At 56.6% G+C, this 12,669-nt stretch carries 13 protein-coding genes and 6 tRNA genes; 4 read left to right on the top strand and 15 right to left on the bottom strand.

Features of this window, described 5'->3' with window-relative positions; all coding sequences use genetic code 11:
- Positions 1-16: 16 nt before the first annotated feature.
- The 3 genes from BUB60_RS00765 to BUB60_RS00775 all read right to left on the bottom strand — a co-directional run bounded on the left by BUB60_RS00765 (position 17) and on the right by BUB60_RS00775 (position 2,591).
- Positions 17-1,273 carry an MFS transporter gene (locus BUB60_RS00765; RefSeq protein WP_242941107.1) on the bottom strand — a complete coding sequence of 419 codons (1,257 nt, stop codon included), beginning with the start codon at positions 1,271-1,273 and terminating at the stop codon, positions 17-19.
- 50 nt (positions 1,274-1,323) lie between these two features.
- On the bottom strand, positions 1,324-1,860 hold the full coding sequence (locus BUB60_RS00770) for an inorganic diphosphatase (protein WP_073075741.1): 537 nt from the start codon (positions 1,858-1,860) through the stop codon (positions 1,324-1,326).
- A 62-nt stretch (positions 1,861-1,922) separates the two neighbouring features.
- On the bottom strand, positions 1,923-2,591 hold the full coding sequence (locus tag BUB60_RS00775) for an alpha/beta fold hydrolase (RefSeq protein ID WP_073075742.1): 669 nt from the start codon (positions 2,589-2,591) through the stop codon (positions 1,923-1,925).
- 105 nt (positions 2,592-2,696) lie between these two features.
- Between BUB60_RS00775 and BUB60_RS00780 the strand changes: the two genes are divergently transcribed.
- The 3 genes from BUB60_RS00780 (at position 2,697) to BUB60_RS20715 (ending at position 5,616) form a co-directional block, all read left to right on the top strand.
- Positions 2,697-3,611, top strand: a complete 915-nt coding sequence (locus tag BUB60_RS00780; RefSeq protein ID WP_143162234.1) for an ABC transporter ATP-binding protein — start codon at positions 2,697-2,699, stop codon at positions 3,609-3,611.
- Positions 3,608-4,462: an ABC transporter permease gene (locus tag BUB60_RS00785; RefSeq protein WP_073075744.1), complete on the top strand. Its 855-nt coding sequence runs from the start codon at positions 3,608-3,610 to the stop codon at positions 4,460-4,462. Before BUB60_RS00780 ends, BUB60_RS00785 begins: the two co-directional genes overlap by 4 nt.
- A gap of 242 nt (positions 4,463-4,704) precedes the next feature.
- Positions 4,705-5,616, top strand: a complete 912-nt coding sequence (locus BUB60_RS20715; RefSeq protein ID WP_073075745.1) for an SH3 domain-containing protein — start codon at positions 4,705-4,707, stop codon at positions 5,614-5,616.
- A 63-nt stretch (positions 5,617-5,679) separates the two neighbouring features.
- Here BUB60_RS20715 and BUB60_RS00795 read toward each other — a convergent pair whose 3' ends face one another.
- Positions 5,680-7,068 carry a catalase gene (locus BUB60_RS00795; protein ID WP_073075746.1) on the bottom strand — a complete coding sequence of 463 codons (1,389 nt, stop codon included), beginning with the start codon at positions 7,066-7,068 and terminating at the stop codon, positions 5,680-5,682.
- A 241-nt stretch (positions 7,069-7,309) separates the two neighbouring features.
- Here BUB60_RS00795 and BUB60_RS00800 point away from each other — a divergent pair, with 241 nt between their 5' ends.
- Positions 7,310-8,335, top strand: coding sequence for a DUF2971 domain-containing protein (locus BUB60_RS00800; RefSeq protein ID WP_073075747.1), 1,026 nt, complete (start codon positions 7,310-7,312; stop codon positions 8,333-8,335).
- Between the two features lie 7 nt (positions 8,336-8,342).
- Here BUB60_RS00800 and BUB60_RS00805 read toward each other — a convergent pair whose 3' ends face one another.
- From BUB60_RS00805 to BUB60_RS00855, 11 genes are all read right to left on the bottom strand, one after another.
- Positions 8,343-8,999 (bottom strand): HAD family hydrolase, encoded by a 657-nt coding sequence (locus BUB60_RS00805; RefSeq protein WP_073075748.1) that lies wholly within the window; start codon positions 8,997-8,999, stop codon positions 8,343-8,345.
- A 25-nt stretch (positions 9,000-9,024) separates the two neighbouring features.
- Positions 9,025-9,492 (bottom strand): hypothetical protein, encoded by a 468-nt coding sequence (locus tag BUB60_RS00810; protein WP_073075749.1) that lies wholly within the window; start codon positions 9,490-9,492, stop codon positions 9,025-9,027.
- A gap of 251 nt (positions 9,493-9,743) precedes the next feature.
- A tRNA-Gly gene (locus BUB60_RS00815) sits at positions 9,744-9,816 on the bottom strand.
- 58 nt (positions 9,817-9,874) lie between these two features.
- Positions 9,875-9,949 (bottom strand) — tRNA-Cys (locus tag BUB60_RS00820).
- 36 nt (positions 9,950-9,985) lie between these two features.
- A tRNA-Gly gene (locus BUB60_RS00825) sits at positions 9,986-10,061 on the bottom strand.
- 34 nt (positions 10,062-10,095) lie between these two features.
- Positions 10,096-10,171, bottom strand: a tRNA-Phe gene (locus tag BUB60_RS00830).
- Positions 10,172-10,198: 27 nt separating this feature from the next.
- Positions 10,199-10,275, bottom strand: a tRNA-Asp gene (locus BUB60_RS00835).
- A 6-nt stretch (positions 10,276-10,281) separates the two neighbouring features.
- A tRNA-Val gene (locus BUB60_RS00840) sits at positions 10,282-10,357 on the bottom strand.
- A 123-nt stretch (positions 10,358-10,480) separates the two neighbouring features.
- Positions 10,481-11,353: an Hsp33 family molecular chaperone HslO gene (gene hslO / locus BUB60_RS00845; RefSeq protein ID WP_073075750.1), complete on the bottom strand. Its 873-nt coding sequence runs from the start codon at positions 11,351-11,353 to the stop codon at positions 10,481-10,483.
- A 140-nt stretch (positions 11,354-11,493) separates the two neighbouring features.
- The gene (locus tag BUB60_RS00850) at positions 11,494-12,234 is read right to left on the bottom strand and encodes a class I SAM-dependent DNA methyltransferase (protein WP_073075751.1); all 741 of its coding nucleotides are present in this window, start codon (positions 12,232-12,234) and stop codon (positions 11,494-11,496) included.
- Positions 12,231-12,536 (bottom strand): YerC/YecD family TrpR-related protein, encoded by a 306-nt coding sequence (locus BUB60_RS00855; protein ID WP_073075752.1) that lies wholly within the window; start codon positions 12,534-12,536, stop codon positions 12,231-12,233. The genes BUB60_RS00850 and BUB60_RS00855 overlap by 4 nt, the downstream gene beginning before the upstream one ends.
- Positions 12,537-12,669 lie beyond the last annotated feature (133 nt).

The raw sequence follows: 12,669 nt of genomic DNA on the forward strand, positions 1-12,669 counted from the left end.
TATCGCAAAGAACGTTCTATTCGCAGGCCATCCGGGAGCGCTCTCTGGCACGCCGGTACAGAGAAAGCGGTATGAGCAGGACGAGGATAACGCCGCCGCAGACGATAAAACTGACGCCGGCGCCGGCACGGTCCGCGATCGTACCGGCAAACAGGTTCCCCAGCGGCGTTGAGCCGGCGACGATAAGTGAATAGACGCTCATCACTCTGCCCCGGAACTCCTGCGTCGCGTTCATCTGCATCGTCGTGTTGACGCTGGCCATGAAGATCATGTAGAAAAAGCTGGCGAACATGAGCGCGAGGCCCGCCATGATATATACGCGCGTCAACCCGAGTGCCACGATGAGCGCTCCGGCAACGATCGGAAAGACAAACAAAAAAACCTTTCTTGGCCCGCCCCGGGCGACGATGGCCATCGTCAGGGCTCCCGCCAGCGCGCCCACGCCGGCCATCGACATCAGAAGGCCAAAGCCCGTTTCCTCCTGCCCGAGCACCTCGATGGAAAAGACGGGCACAAGCACGTTGAAGTTCATGGCGAACGTCGCGCCGACGGCCAGAAAAATCAGGGGCAGGAAAAGCACTTCCCGATGGAATATAAATTTCAGGCCTTCCCCGATGCTGGCGAAAATATTGACCTGCGGCATCGGCGTTTTTTCCGTCGGATAAGGCCGGACAAAGAAGAGACTGATCAGAACGGCGCCAAAGCTTGCCGCGTCGATAAAAAAACAGACGGCCACGCCCCACTGGCCCATAATAACGCCGGCCAGGGCCGGGCCCAGGATGCGCGCCAGGTTAAACTGCGCGGAGTTGAGGGCGATGCCGTTCGTCAGGTCCTCCCTGCCCACCAGCTCAATGACGAAGGACTGGCGCGTGGGCATATCGACCGTGTTGACAAAGCCCATGAGGGTCGACGTGATGATCAGATGCCAGTATTGAATATATCCGGCAGCGGTAAGTATCGCGACTGTCAGCGAAATAAGCATGGCCGCGGTCTGCGTGACGAAGAGTATCCGCCGCTTTTCGAACCTGTCGATCAAAACGCCGGCAAAAAGCGAAAACAGCAGCACCGGCGTAAACTGGAGCGCCCCGATGAGACTCAGCAAAAACGGCGACCTTGTCAGCTCGTACGCCAGCCACGGCTGCGCGACGTTCTGCATCCAGGTGCCTGTCGTGGATATTGCCATGCCGATCCAGTACAGTCTGTAATTCCTGTGTCTGAGCGCGGCGAAGGGGTTGCTGACGGTAATGGCGGCGCTGCCTCTTTTCACAGTCACGATACCTTCTTCATCCTGCAAATAATTATTATATTTTTATAGATATGCCGTTAAGCTCTCCCCGCAAACTTCTTTTTGTAATTTTCTATGGCGCCGGCCACAATCCGGACGGCCTCGTCCCGGCCGGCCACGTCGTTGACGACGGTTTCCTTGTTCTCCAGCGCCTTGTAAACGGAGAAAAAGTGCTTCATTTCGTTGAAAACATGCTCGGGCAGGTCGCCGATATCCCGGATACCGGCATAGTTCGGGTCTCCGAAGGGGATCGAGATGATCTTCTCGTCCAGATGGCCGCTGTCCAGCATTCGTATGACGCCGATCGGGTAACATTGGATGAGCGTCATCGGGATGATGGGCTCCGTGCACAGGACGAGGATATCCAGGGGGTCGTTGTCGTCGGCATAGGTACGCGGGATAAAGCCGTAGTTGGCCGGGTATATGGTGGACGTGTAGAGAACGCGGTCAACCATTAAAAGCCCCGTCTCCTTGTCGATCTCATACTTCGTTTTCGAGCCTTTTGATATTTCTATAACACCGAAATATTTCTCGGACGTGATTCTCTCCGGGGCGATATCGTGCCAAATATTCATGGGGTACATCCTTATCTGTCGTGATTTTTTCCATTTCAGTTTATAGGCACGGCCGAGTCTTGTCAACCGTCAGAGCTTCGCAGGAACGTTTCCATCGCCCCGTATAGCTTGGGGCTGTTGATAACATAGCTCATGTGGTTTTCTTTGCGGAGTATCCTCAGCGCGGCGCCGGGGATGCTCCCGGCGATAAAGCGCGTATCCTCGGCGCGGATCATGTCCTTTTCGCCTGCCAGCACCAGGACGGGGATATCGATGCTTTTCAGGTCCTCCTTCGTGATATGCGGCTCGGTGAGCATAAGCCGGTACTTCTTGTCCCTCGTGATGAGATATAAAAGCCGGAACAGCCGCAGCCAGCCCCTTTTCGTCCCCTCCGGACTGGTGCTGGCCCCGCAGACGACGAGCCTTGACAGCAGGCCGGGATACCACGAGGCCAGCATCAGCCCGATGATGCCGCCGTCGCTGAAGCCGCACACCGCCGGCCTGTCAAGGCCCAGCGCCTCAATAAATCGCGCCGTATCCTCCGTCATCAGGCCATAAGTAAGCTCCCGGCTCTTGCCGCTCTGTCCGTGGTCTCTGCTGTCGAGGGCGTACACGGTAAAATTTTCGGAGAGCTGTCCCGTCAGGACGCTAAAAATCCTGTGGCTCTCGCCGTTTCCGTGCAGCAGCACAATCGGCGGGCCGTCCCCCGTTTTCTCATACCACAAGTCGATCCCGTTGACCCTGATGTTCATGTTAACTCCTTTTTAATCTTCTTTTAATATCCGTCTCATTGTTTTATTATGAACTGTATGCTAATATTTGACAATACCTGGTATTGTACCGAAGGGGTGAAATATTTGAGCAATATTATTGAGGTCACCGGTCTCAAAAAATCCTACGGCAGTGTTGCCGCCGTCAAGGGCATCGATTTTTACGTGGAGAGCGGCAAAATCTTCGCCTTTCTGGGCCCTAACGGCGCCGGGAAATCGACGACCATCGATATCATCTGCACCTTTCTCAGGCAGGATGCCGGGCACGTTATGGTCGACGGCCACATCCTCGGCAGGGACGACGGCGCCATCCGCGCGGCCATTGGCGCCGTTTTTCAGGATAACCTGCTGGACGGCCTTCTGACTGTGGAAGAAAACCTGAAAACGCGGGGCGGCTTTTACGGGCTGCGCGGCCGTGCCCTGGACGACGCCGCGGCGCGGGCGGCGAGGATCACCGGCATTACGGATATCCTCCGCCGGCCTTATGGGAAGCTCTCCGGCGGGCAGCGCCGCCGGTGCGACATTTCGCGCGCGCTGGTGCATATGCCGAAGATTCTTTTCCTCGACGAGCCCACAACGGGGCTCGATCCGCAAACGCGCAAAAACGTCTGGGAGACCATCACGGCGCTGCAGAAGGAGACCGGCATGACGGTCTTCCTGACGACGCATTACATGGAAGAAGCCGCCGGGGCAGATTACGTCATTATCATCGACGACGGTGCCATCGCCGCCAAGGGGACGCCTTCGGAGCTGAAAGAGCGATATACCAGCGACAAGCTCTCTCTCGTCTGCCGTGATGCCGCCGCGGTGCGCAGCCGGCTGGATGCGCAGCAGCTCAGGTACGAGGCCGTGGCCGATCAGGTCGTTATCCCCGTCCCGTCCACCCTCGCCGCCCTGCCGATCGTCAATCAGTTTACCGGGCTGATTACCGGCTTTGAGGTCACCAAGGGCACGATGGACGACGCCTTCATCGCCGTTACCGGAAAGGAGATCCGCGAATGATCGCTTTTGCAGCGCGCAATCTGAAAGTCTTTTTCAGAGACAGGACCTCCGTTTTTTTCTCCCTGCTGGCCGTTTTCATCATTATCGGACTTTACGTCCTCTTTCTCGGCGATGTCTGGACGAGCAGCATCGGGGACCTCACCGGCGTCCGGTTCCTGATGGACAGCTGGATCATGGCCGGGCTCCTGGCGGTTACCTCCGTGACGACAACCATGGGCGCTTTTGGCACGATGGTGGACGACAGAGCCAAAAAGATATCCAAGGACTTTTATTCCTCCCCCATCGGCCGAGGCAGCCTGACCGCCGGGTACATTATCTCATCATATATCATCGGCGTGATCATGACGCTCGTCACGCTGGTACTGGCCGAGATCTACATCGTCGCCTACGGCGGCGCGCTGCTGAGCCTTTCCGCGGCGCTGCAGGTCGTTGGGCTCATTTTGATATCGACGCTGGCGAGCACCTCCATGGTCCTGTTCATCGTGTCGTTTTTTAACAGCGCCAGCGCCTTTGCCACGGCCAGCACCATTATCGGCACGCTGATCGGGTTTTTGACCGGTATTTATCTGCCCGTCGGGCAGCTGCCGGACGCGGTGCAGTGGATCGTCAAGGTCTTTCCCGTGTCGCACGCCGCCGCGCTGCTGCGGCAGACGATGATGGCGTCCCCCCTGTCGCAGGCCTTTAACGGCGCGCCTGCCGAAGCCGCCGAAAGCTTTAAGGAGCTGATGGGCGTGAACCTGAGGTTCGGAGACGCGGTGGCATCCCCCATCGTCAGCCTCCTCATACTCGCCGGTACCGCGGTTTTGTTTTTCGCCCTGTCGCTGCTCAACCTCTCGAGAAAAAGAAAATAACGCGAAAGTCCCTGTAAATTCCTGTAACTCCGCATCGGGATATATCGACCGGCGCAGCCGAGATTTACCTTGAGGCGGCAAGGCTTAGGCGCATTGGCAAATTGCGGCTCCGTTTTATAAAAAATACCCTTTTTGCCATTGGCAAGATATACAGTTTGACGGTATTGTAACTATTTGTTACCCTTTTATTATGCTTCCAGGCACACAGGCAAGTATGGGAAGTAAGAAAGGATGACAGGGAAATGGTTCACGTCAAGAAATTACGGAAAGCCGCTGCATTCCTGCTGATAGCCGTCACACTTGTTCTCGCGGGCTTTATGCCAAAGGCGGCAGCGGCCGGCGTCACGTCGGCGGCGGGGCTCGTCTCCACCTCCTCGGGCGCCCTCAACGTCCGGAGCAGCGCCGGCACCTCTGGCGCGATACTGACGAAGCTCTATGCCGGTACATACGTCACGCTGATAACAAAGACGGGCAGCTGGTGGTACGTGGAGTACGCGCCGTCGGCCTACGGCTACGTCAGCGCCGATTATATCAAATATGTTTACGGCACGTACGCGGTCCAGGTGGCCGCCTCGTCCGGCAATCTCAATGTCAGGAGCGGCGCGGGCACCTCCTACGGCGTCATCGGCACCATACCGAGCGGCCGCACCGTACTCGTCCTCTCGGAAAGCGGCGGCTGGGACAGGGTTTTGTACAACGGGACGGCAACAGGGTACGTCAGCACATCATATTTAAAGTCGCTGATGGCCTGGCCGGCGCCGGCCAGCCACAAAATCAACCAGTATTTCAGCAGCGCGCACAACGGCGTCGATATCGGCTCGTCCGTGCACGGTGTTGCCGGCGACAGCGTTACCGCCGCGATGGCCGGCAAGGTGGTTTACGCCGGCACGCTCGACGGCTACGGCTACGTTGTCTACATCAATTCCTATTACAACGGCCAGCCGATCCAGACGCGCTACGCCCATCTCATGAGCGCACCGCTGGTCTCGGCCGGCGCCTATGTCGGCGTCGGGCAGCGCATCGGCTACATGGGCAATACGGGCGAATCCACCGGGGCCCACCTCCATTTTGAGGTCCGCCTCCGCAATTCCAGCGCCGACTGCATCGCCAACGCGGACTCCACCCCCGTGAACCCGCTGAACTACGTCAAATAAAACGTCTCCAAGTCAAAACCGCCGGCTGCACTGAGCCGGCGGTTTTGATTATGTCACGTACAGTCAGTCCGCCCCGCCGCCGGAGTAAACAGCAGCCTGCGCCGCCACGCGCTCCCCCAGCTCCGCCGACGCGCGGCTCAGATATCCCAGCACGGTGCGCCGCGTCTCCGCGGAGACGGCGGCAAGCTCCGAGGCGATGTTATCCGCCAGATGATTTTGTCCCTCAGCGGACAGGGACCGATATCTCTGTCCCGCCTGGGTGAAATCATCCGCCTTCCGGATGCCTTCCCTGACAAGCGGCCCTTGGACATAAGTGCCGACACCACCGGTGACGATGTGGTCCGGCGTCCAGTTTTGCTGATGATTCACCGGGAGACTTCTGAAATCCTGTCCCAACCGGCGCCGCTGCGAATCCCCATAAATATTCGCCCGGGCCTGCAGGAGCTTGTCATCTGAAAATTCTGCGCCCGGCAGCAGGTTTGTGGGTGAAAACGCCGCCTTCTCGACCTGCTCCATATAATTGTCCGGGTTTCTGTCCAGCGTCATAAGGCCGACGGGTACCAGTGGATATGCCTGTTCGTCCCAGACCTTCGTACAGTCCAGCGGGTCATACGGCAGCGTGCTCTCATCCTGCTCCTCCATCAGCTGCACCCACAGCCCGTACTGTACGGGCGTGCCTCCGGCGATCGTGTCATAAAGGTCCTGCCCTGCGATATCGGGATTCATCCCGGCCAGCATACCGGCCTGATGCCTGTCGATGGTCGCCTCTCCGACGGTGGGGAGCCAGTGATATTTCACATAACGCCGCGCGCCCTGGTGATCCCGCCAGACGTATGTATTGACGCCGTAACCCCGTATGTGCCGGAAGCTTGCGACCGTGCCGGCATCGGAGTATAACCAGGTAACGAAGTGGGTGGCTTCCGGCGCCCGGGCCACAAAGCTCCAAAAGCGCTCGGGATACGTCAGGTTATTCACCGGCGACGGGTCCAGGGCCGTGAAAGCCTCGGGAAAACGGAGTCCGTCGCGGACGAACAGCACCGGCAAATGATTGCACAGGAGGTCAAAAACACCGTCGTCCGTATAGAATTTTGTAGAGAAGCCGCGCACATTCCGCGACGTGTCAGGCGTCCCTTTATTGCCGCCCGCCAGAGAGAAACGCACCAGCACCGGCACCTGATGCCCCGGCGTCTGCAGGAAGCTCAGGGTCGTATACGCCGCCATGGAGTTCACCGTCTGAAATGTCCCGAAGGCGCCGAACCCCTTCACATGGACGGGTCTTTCGGGAATCTTCTTATTCACAAAAATTTCCAGCGCCTCGTGCAGGATACTGTCCTGCATAAGGACCGGCCCCCGTTCGCCGACTGTCTGGGAGTTTCTGGTGTTCAATATGCTGTCGTGTTCCCAGGCGCCCACCGCCCCGCCCGGCAGTCCGGTTTCATTATCCTGATTCATTATCAGTTCTCCTTTTTGAGCCGGAAGCTCATTATTTTTTTCAGCTATATACAGCATATTCCGCAAAGGCGGCCAATGCGTAATGTCCGGGAGATAAAAATTAAAAAAGCCCGCAAACCGTCGGGCTTGCGGGCACAATATCTCCGGAGCTTTATACAATCGCTTCTACTTTTAACAAAGATTCAACAGAAATCTTATGTTGATTTGATATGGTATCGAAAAACAGGAAAGGATGAACGGCATGGACGACAACGGGCAAACCCCGGCCAGCCTCATGCACGCCGAGAGCGGAGACGCCGATATGAGCGCGCTTGAAAAGCTGGCCGATGAATTTGAGTGGCAGTATTTCGATATCCCTCACGATCAGCGGGTGTACCACTACACGTCGCCCGACGGCCTTTTAGGCATCGTCAAGGATAAGGGCGTCAATCTCCGTTTTACGCGTTACGACTGCGTCAACGACTTTTCCGAGGGCCGGGACGTGGTCCGCTGCTACGACTTGGCATGCCGGGAGCTTTTAAAGGACGGACAGATCGGCGTCGATTTTTACAACGCCATCAAGGACATCGAGCTCGATGTGTCCGCCGTCATGTCCTTCAGCATCGACAAGCACCTCACCCTGGACGACCGGGAGATCGATATCGGCAGGGAATATGTGCCGCTGTTGTGCGAGGCATACATCTGCTGCTTCTCGCGGGACGGCGACTCTCTGCCCATGTGGAATTATTACTCGAAAAAAGGCGTCAGCCAGGGCTACAACGTGGGGTTTGACTTTGGCCTGACGGAGCGCGAGAACGTCACGCTGCTCAACGAGTCGGTCCACATGGAGATGGTCTCCGTCATCTACGACGACAACGAAAAGCTCTGCGATATCAAGCGCATCATCGACACGGTTTACAAAAGATCCGCCAGCGACCCCGGCTATCAGAATTGCCAGCTGCTCATCAAGGATGAGCTCAAAAAGCGCATGTTTCGCTTCAAATCACAGTTTTTCGCCCACGAGCAGGAGATTCGGCTTGTCCTGTATGTCCCCGTCGAAATCCCGGAGGACTTCAGGGAGACAGACCGGCTGAGGATCAAATATACCTCTCAAAACGGCTATCTTGTCCCCTACGTCGACCTGGTCTATAAAAAAGAGCTGTTGCACCGCATCACCGTCGGACCCCTGCTGGAGAAGGAAATCTCCATCCGAACCCTGCAGACGATCAAGACAAACTATAATTATAATTATGAGATCGTGACCAGCAACGTCCCGATCCGGTTCTGATCGGCCGTCACGGCAGCCGCAGAATCTGAAAAAGCTCCTCCGGCCTGTCGATGACAAAGTCCGCGCCCTTCTGCTCCAGCAGTTCCCTGTCCCGGAAGCCCCAGGTGACGCCGATAAAAACGAGCCCGGCGTTTCTCGCCGTCTCGGCGTCGACCTCCGAGTCGCCGACGTAGACAGTCCGCGCCGGCACGCTTCCCAACTCCCGGAGCGCCTTCAGGGCCGTATCCGGCGCCGGCTTTCTGGCTGTCTCCTTCGACTCGCCGATCGCCAGCTCGATATCCTCCCCGAAGTAATCACGGCACAGCGCCTTGACCGCCGCGTCAAATTTATTGGAGACGACGGCGCGTTTGAATCCCTCGGCCTTCAGGCGCCGCAGCAGCGCGGGAATGCCGTCGTAAGGCGCCGTCCGGTTGCGCATATTTTCGGAATAATGCCGCTTAAAATCAGCAAGGCAGTCCTGATATTTTTCGTTTGCCGCCCCGCCGGGGACGCAGAGCGTCACCAGCCGTTCCACGCCGTTGCCGACAAAGCGCCGGACCTCGTCGCGGGTCCGGCACGGAAAACCGTATTTTTCCAGCGCGTTGTTGACGCTGCCGGCCAGGTCGTCCAGCGTGTCAAGCAGCGTCCCGTCCAGATCAAAAATCACCGTATCGAAATTCTTCATTGCTCCGAAATGTCTCTTTTACACATTAGAATATGCTTTCAATATTTTGAATTGTATTATAGCACAGCAGACCAAACGGCACGATAAGGTTGATGAGCAGCAGCATTGTGGTCCCCATACCCTGATGCGTGCCCCTGGCCTCCGCCGGTTCCCGGGCTTCCCCGTCCGCCCTCCCGGCGATTTCATTATGTAGCTTAAACTGCCGGAGCTCATGATTACTGTCCATATTTTTTATTTTCGACCAATAGCCCGAGGCAAGCTCTTTATCCACTTCAAACAAACAGTAAACCTCGTCGTCATCCAGATTATAGACGATCTCCTTGATCGGCGGGTCCAATACCATGCCGTCGGCCGTCTGCCACAGCGGCATTCTGGAATTGACGCTGAGCTTCATGCCGATTGCAGGAGCGAAGGGCAGCTTTTCCCTTCTGCAATAGGCGTCAACGATCTTATCTTCCTCATTTAAAACCAGAACAACAAAAGTGATGTTCATTATATATCCCCCCCTTACTATTCTAGACATTTTCAAATTGCAATGCAATATATCATAATCAATAAATACATTGCCGTATATTTTATTTCCCGCCGAAATTTTCTGTATTTTTGACATTTTTTGCCGCCTGTCGGTACGTATAAAAGCAATCAGGCTTCGCAAAGCTTTTCAGCCATCGGATATCTTGCGGCGCCAAAGGCGGGAAAAACCAAAAAAGAGAACAGGCTATGCCTGTTCTCTTTTTGGAAAAAAGCGGGCGACGAGGCTCGAACTCGCTACCTCCACCTTGGCAAGGTGGCGCTCTACCAGATGAGCTACGCCCGCGTATAGATGCCTGATGTTGGAATCGAAAACCCGAAGAATATCTTCGGGTTTTCGATTTTGGAGGCGACACCCAGATTTGAACTGGGGAATCAGGGTTTTGCAGACCCATGCCTTACCACTTGGCTATGTCGCCAGATGGAGTTAAGAGGCGTTAAACGCCTCTTAAAATTGGAGCGGGCGACGAGGCTCGAACTCGCTACCTCCACCTTGGCAAGGTGGCGCTCTACCAGATGAGCTACGCCCGCATATCGCGCAAATAATATTAAATTAAACTGCGCGTGGTGCCTCCGGTCGGAATCGAACCAACGACACGAGGATTTTCAGTCCTCTGCTCTACCAACTGAGCTACAGAGGCATATTGGGCACTGTTAAGTGCCCGGAGTGGCGACCCAGAACGGGCTCGAACCGTCGACCTCCAGCGTGACAGGCTGGCGTTCTAACCAACTGAACTACTGGGCCTTATTGTGGTGGGAACAACAGGGCTCGAACCTGTGACCCCATGCTTGTAAGGCATGTGCTCTCCCAGCTGAGCTATGCTCCCGAGCGCTGCCGTTCTTAGCGACGTTTGTTATTATACATAAACCCCCGGGTGTTGTCAACACAAAATATCACTTTTTATCGGCTATTTTGTAGCCACATTTTTTTATCGAAAACACGGGTAAAATCACCCATTTTGTCTGAATTCGAGTATTTCACGCGTCTCTATCTTATAAACGATGTCGCAAAACTGGCACGTCACCTCAATCGGCTCGCCCTTTTCTTCGATATCGTCCAGCTCTGCCTGGTCGATGCCGGAGACGGCCTCCAGGACGCGCTCGCGGCTGCAGTAGCATCTGTATTCCACGGGGCTGCGCTCGAGGATTTTCGGCCCGAAGCCATCCAGTATGCGCCGGATGAGCTCCTCAGCGCCGGCATCCTTTAACACGCCCGTCACGGCGCCTGTGGCGGCGACGTTCCTCTCCAGGGCCTCAAGGACGGTTTCCGGCGCGCCGGGCATCAGCTGGACGATATAGCCGCCCGCGGCGAGCACGGACTGGTCCCTGTCCACCAGCACGCCCAGCGCCACCGCCGCCGCCGTCTGCTCGCTCTCATAAAAGTAAGCCGTCAGGTCCTCGGCGATCTCACCGCTCACCAGCTGGACACTGCCAACGTAGGGCTCCTTCATGTTGAGATCCCGGATGACCGTGAGCATGCCGTCCGTGCCGACGGCGCCGCCCACGTCCAGCTTCCCGTTGGGCTTTTTCGGCAGCTCCACCTGCGGGTTCTGCACATAGCCGCGGACATTCCCGCCGCTGTCGGATACGGCGATAATGGTCCCTGCCGGTCCGCCGCCGTTAATACGTATGGTCACGGAGGCCTTCGGGTCTTTGAGCGTGTGGCCGATCATCGACGCGGCCGCCAGCGTCCGCCCCAGCGCCGCCGTGATGACCGGCGTCGTTTTGTGAACCTGACGCGCGCGCTCCGCAATGTCCTTTGTTGTAACCGCCAATATCATTATATTGCCGTCCTCTGAGACGGCGCGAATAACTTCGTCCATTCTATCCTCCGTGACTGCTTAGATGTCCCCTACTCGTGTCATTCCCGCGAAGGCGGGAATCCACGTTTCTGCGCGGGAGTGACAACGGGGCTCTCCGTCTTCCCGTAGGGGCCGATGCCCACATCGGCCCATCTGTCTGCTTATTTTGGTTTTACCGCGGATATAAACAGTCTTTGATCCGCTTCCGTCGGCGATGCGTGGGTCATGTCTCCACATACCTCCGCCTGCTCAAAGCCGGCCTCCAAAAGCAGCTTTTCCACCATCGACGACTCATATGCGTATTCCGTATGCTCTTCCCTGCTCCGTGTCCATTTCCGGCCGTCGCGGGCGAAGATGTCCATACCGTAGCAACAGGCGTTCTCCTCAATGTCAAATTCGGCCCGCCAGACGCAAAAGACATCCTCCGTCTCGTCGATAAAAACTTCCCCGTCAAGCCCGCGGAGCTTTGACGGGGTATGAATGTCAAATATGAATACGCCGCCGGGCTCCAGAAACAGGCGCACGCGCCTGAAAATCTCCGGCAGCTTGTCCGGGGGCGCGTAATTGATGCCGTCCAGGGCGCAGATCACGGCGTCCACCGTGCCATACAAATCGAGGCGCTCCATAGGCTGACAGAGGAGCAGCGGCCGAACCGGCAAATCAAACGTCTTCTCCGCCGCCACGGACAGCATCTCGCCCGAGGCATCCGCGCCGATCATATCGTAGCCGCGCTCCGCCAGGAGCCGCGTCATCGTGCCGGTGCCGCAGGCCAGGTCCAGCACCGTTTTTACCGGGACGCCGCGCCGGGCAAAAACACGCTCATAATAATCCGCCATGGCGGCGTAAGGCACATCGCCCGTCAGGCTGTCGTAAAACCGCGCCAGCGCGGTGTATGAGCTCATTTCTTCTTTTCCGCCAGCCTTTTGAAAGCGATATCGTACCCGTCGGCGCCGTACATCAGGCTCCTGTTGACGCGGCTGATGGTGGCGCTGGAGGCGCCCGTCTGCTCGAGGATGCTGTTATAGATATGGCCCTGATTCAAAAGCACCGCGACCTGATAGCGCTGCTCCATGGCCCTGAGCTCCGTCACGGAGCAGAGGTCGTCAAAAAAGCGCATACATTCCTCCACGGTTTCCAGCGTCAGAATAGCCTCGTACATCTCTGTATTTCTGTCTTTTTTACTGTTCTTAAGATTTTTGTTCATAAGTGCCTCCTATGCGCCGAAAGGCGCATAAATCAACATTTTACATTCTAATTTTACAGTATTAAAGCATTAAAGTAAAGAGAAATTTTTCTTTAACCCTTTTCCGGCATCCATCATATTGTATGACGAAGGG

The sequence above is a fragment of the Sporobacter termitidis DSM 10068 genome, from assembly GCF_900130065.1.
In the GTDB taxonomy this organism is placed as follows: domain Bacteria; phylum Bacillota; class Clostridia; order Oscillospirales; family Oscillospiraceae; genus Sporobacter; species Sporobacter termitidis.

Excerpts from the sequence above, each read along its gene's own strand:
- BUB60_RS00795 (WP_073075746.1), bottom strand. The coding sequence starts at position 7,068 with ATGAATCAGGATAATGAAACCGGACTGCCGGGCGGGGCGGTGGGCGCC.
- BUB60_RS00770 (WP_073075741.1), bottom strand. The coding sequence starts at position 1,860 with ATGAATATTTGGCACGATATCGCCCCGGAGAGAATCACGTCCGAGAAA.
- BUB60_RS00805 (WP_073075748.1), bottom strand. The coding sequence starts at position 8,999 with ATGAAGAATTTCGATACGGTGATTTTTGATCTGGACGGGACGCTGCTT.
- hslO (WP_073075750.1), bottom strand. The coding sequence starts at position 11,353 with ATGGACGAAGTTATTCGCGCCGTCTCAGAGGACGGCAATATAATGATA.
- BUB60_RS00800 (WP_073075747.1), top strand. The coding sequence starts at position 7,310 with ATGGACGACAACGGGCAAACCCCGGCCAGCCTCATGCACGCCGAGAGC.
- BUB60_RS00810 (WP_073075749.1), bottom strand. The coding sequence starts at position 9,492 with ATGAACATCACTTTTGTTGTTCTGGTTTTAAATGAGGAAGATAAGATC.
- BUB60_RS00850 (WP_073075751.1), bottom strand. The coding sequence starts at position 12,234 with ATGAGCTCATACACCGCGCTGGCGCGGTTTTACGACAGCCTGACGGGC.
- BUB60_RS00775 (WP_073075742.1), bottom strand. The coding sequence starts at position 2,591 with ATGAACATCAGGGTCAACGGGATCGACTTGTGGTATGAGAAAACGGGG.
- BUB60_RS00785 (WP_073075744.1), top strand. The coding sequence starts at position 3,608 with ATGATCGCTTTTGCAGCGCGCAATCTGAAAGTCTTTTTCAGAGACAGG.
- BUB60_RS00855 (WP_073075752.1), bottom strand. The coding sequence starts at position 12,536 with ATGAACAAAAATCTTAAGAACAGTAAAAAAGACAGAAATACAGAGATG.
- BUB60_RS20715 (WP_073075745.1), top strand. The coding sequence starts at position 4,705 with ATGGTTCACGTCAAGAAATTACGGAAAGCCGCTGCATTCCTGCTGATA.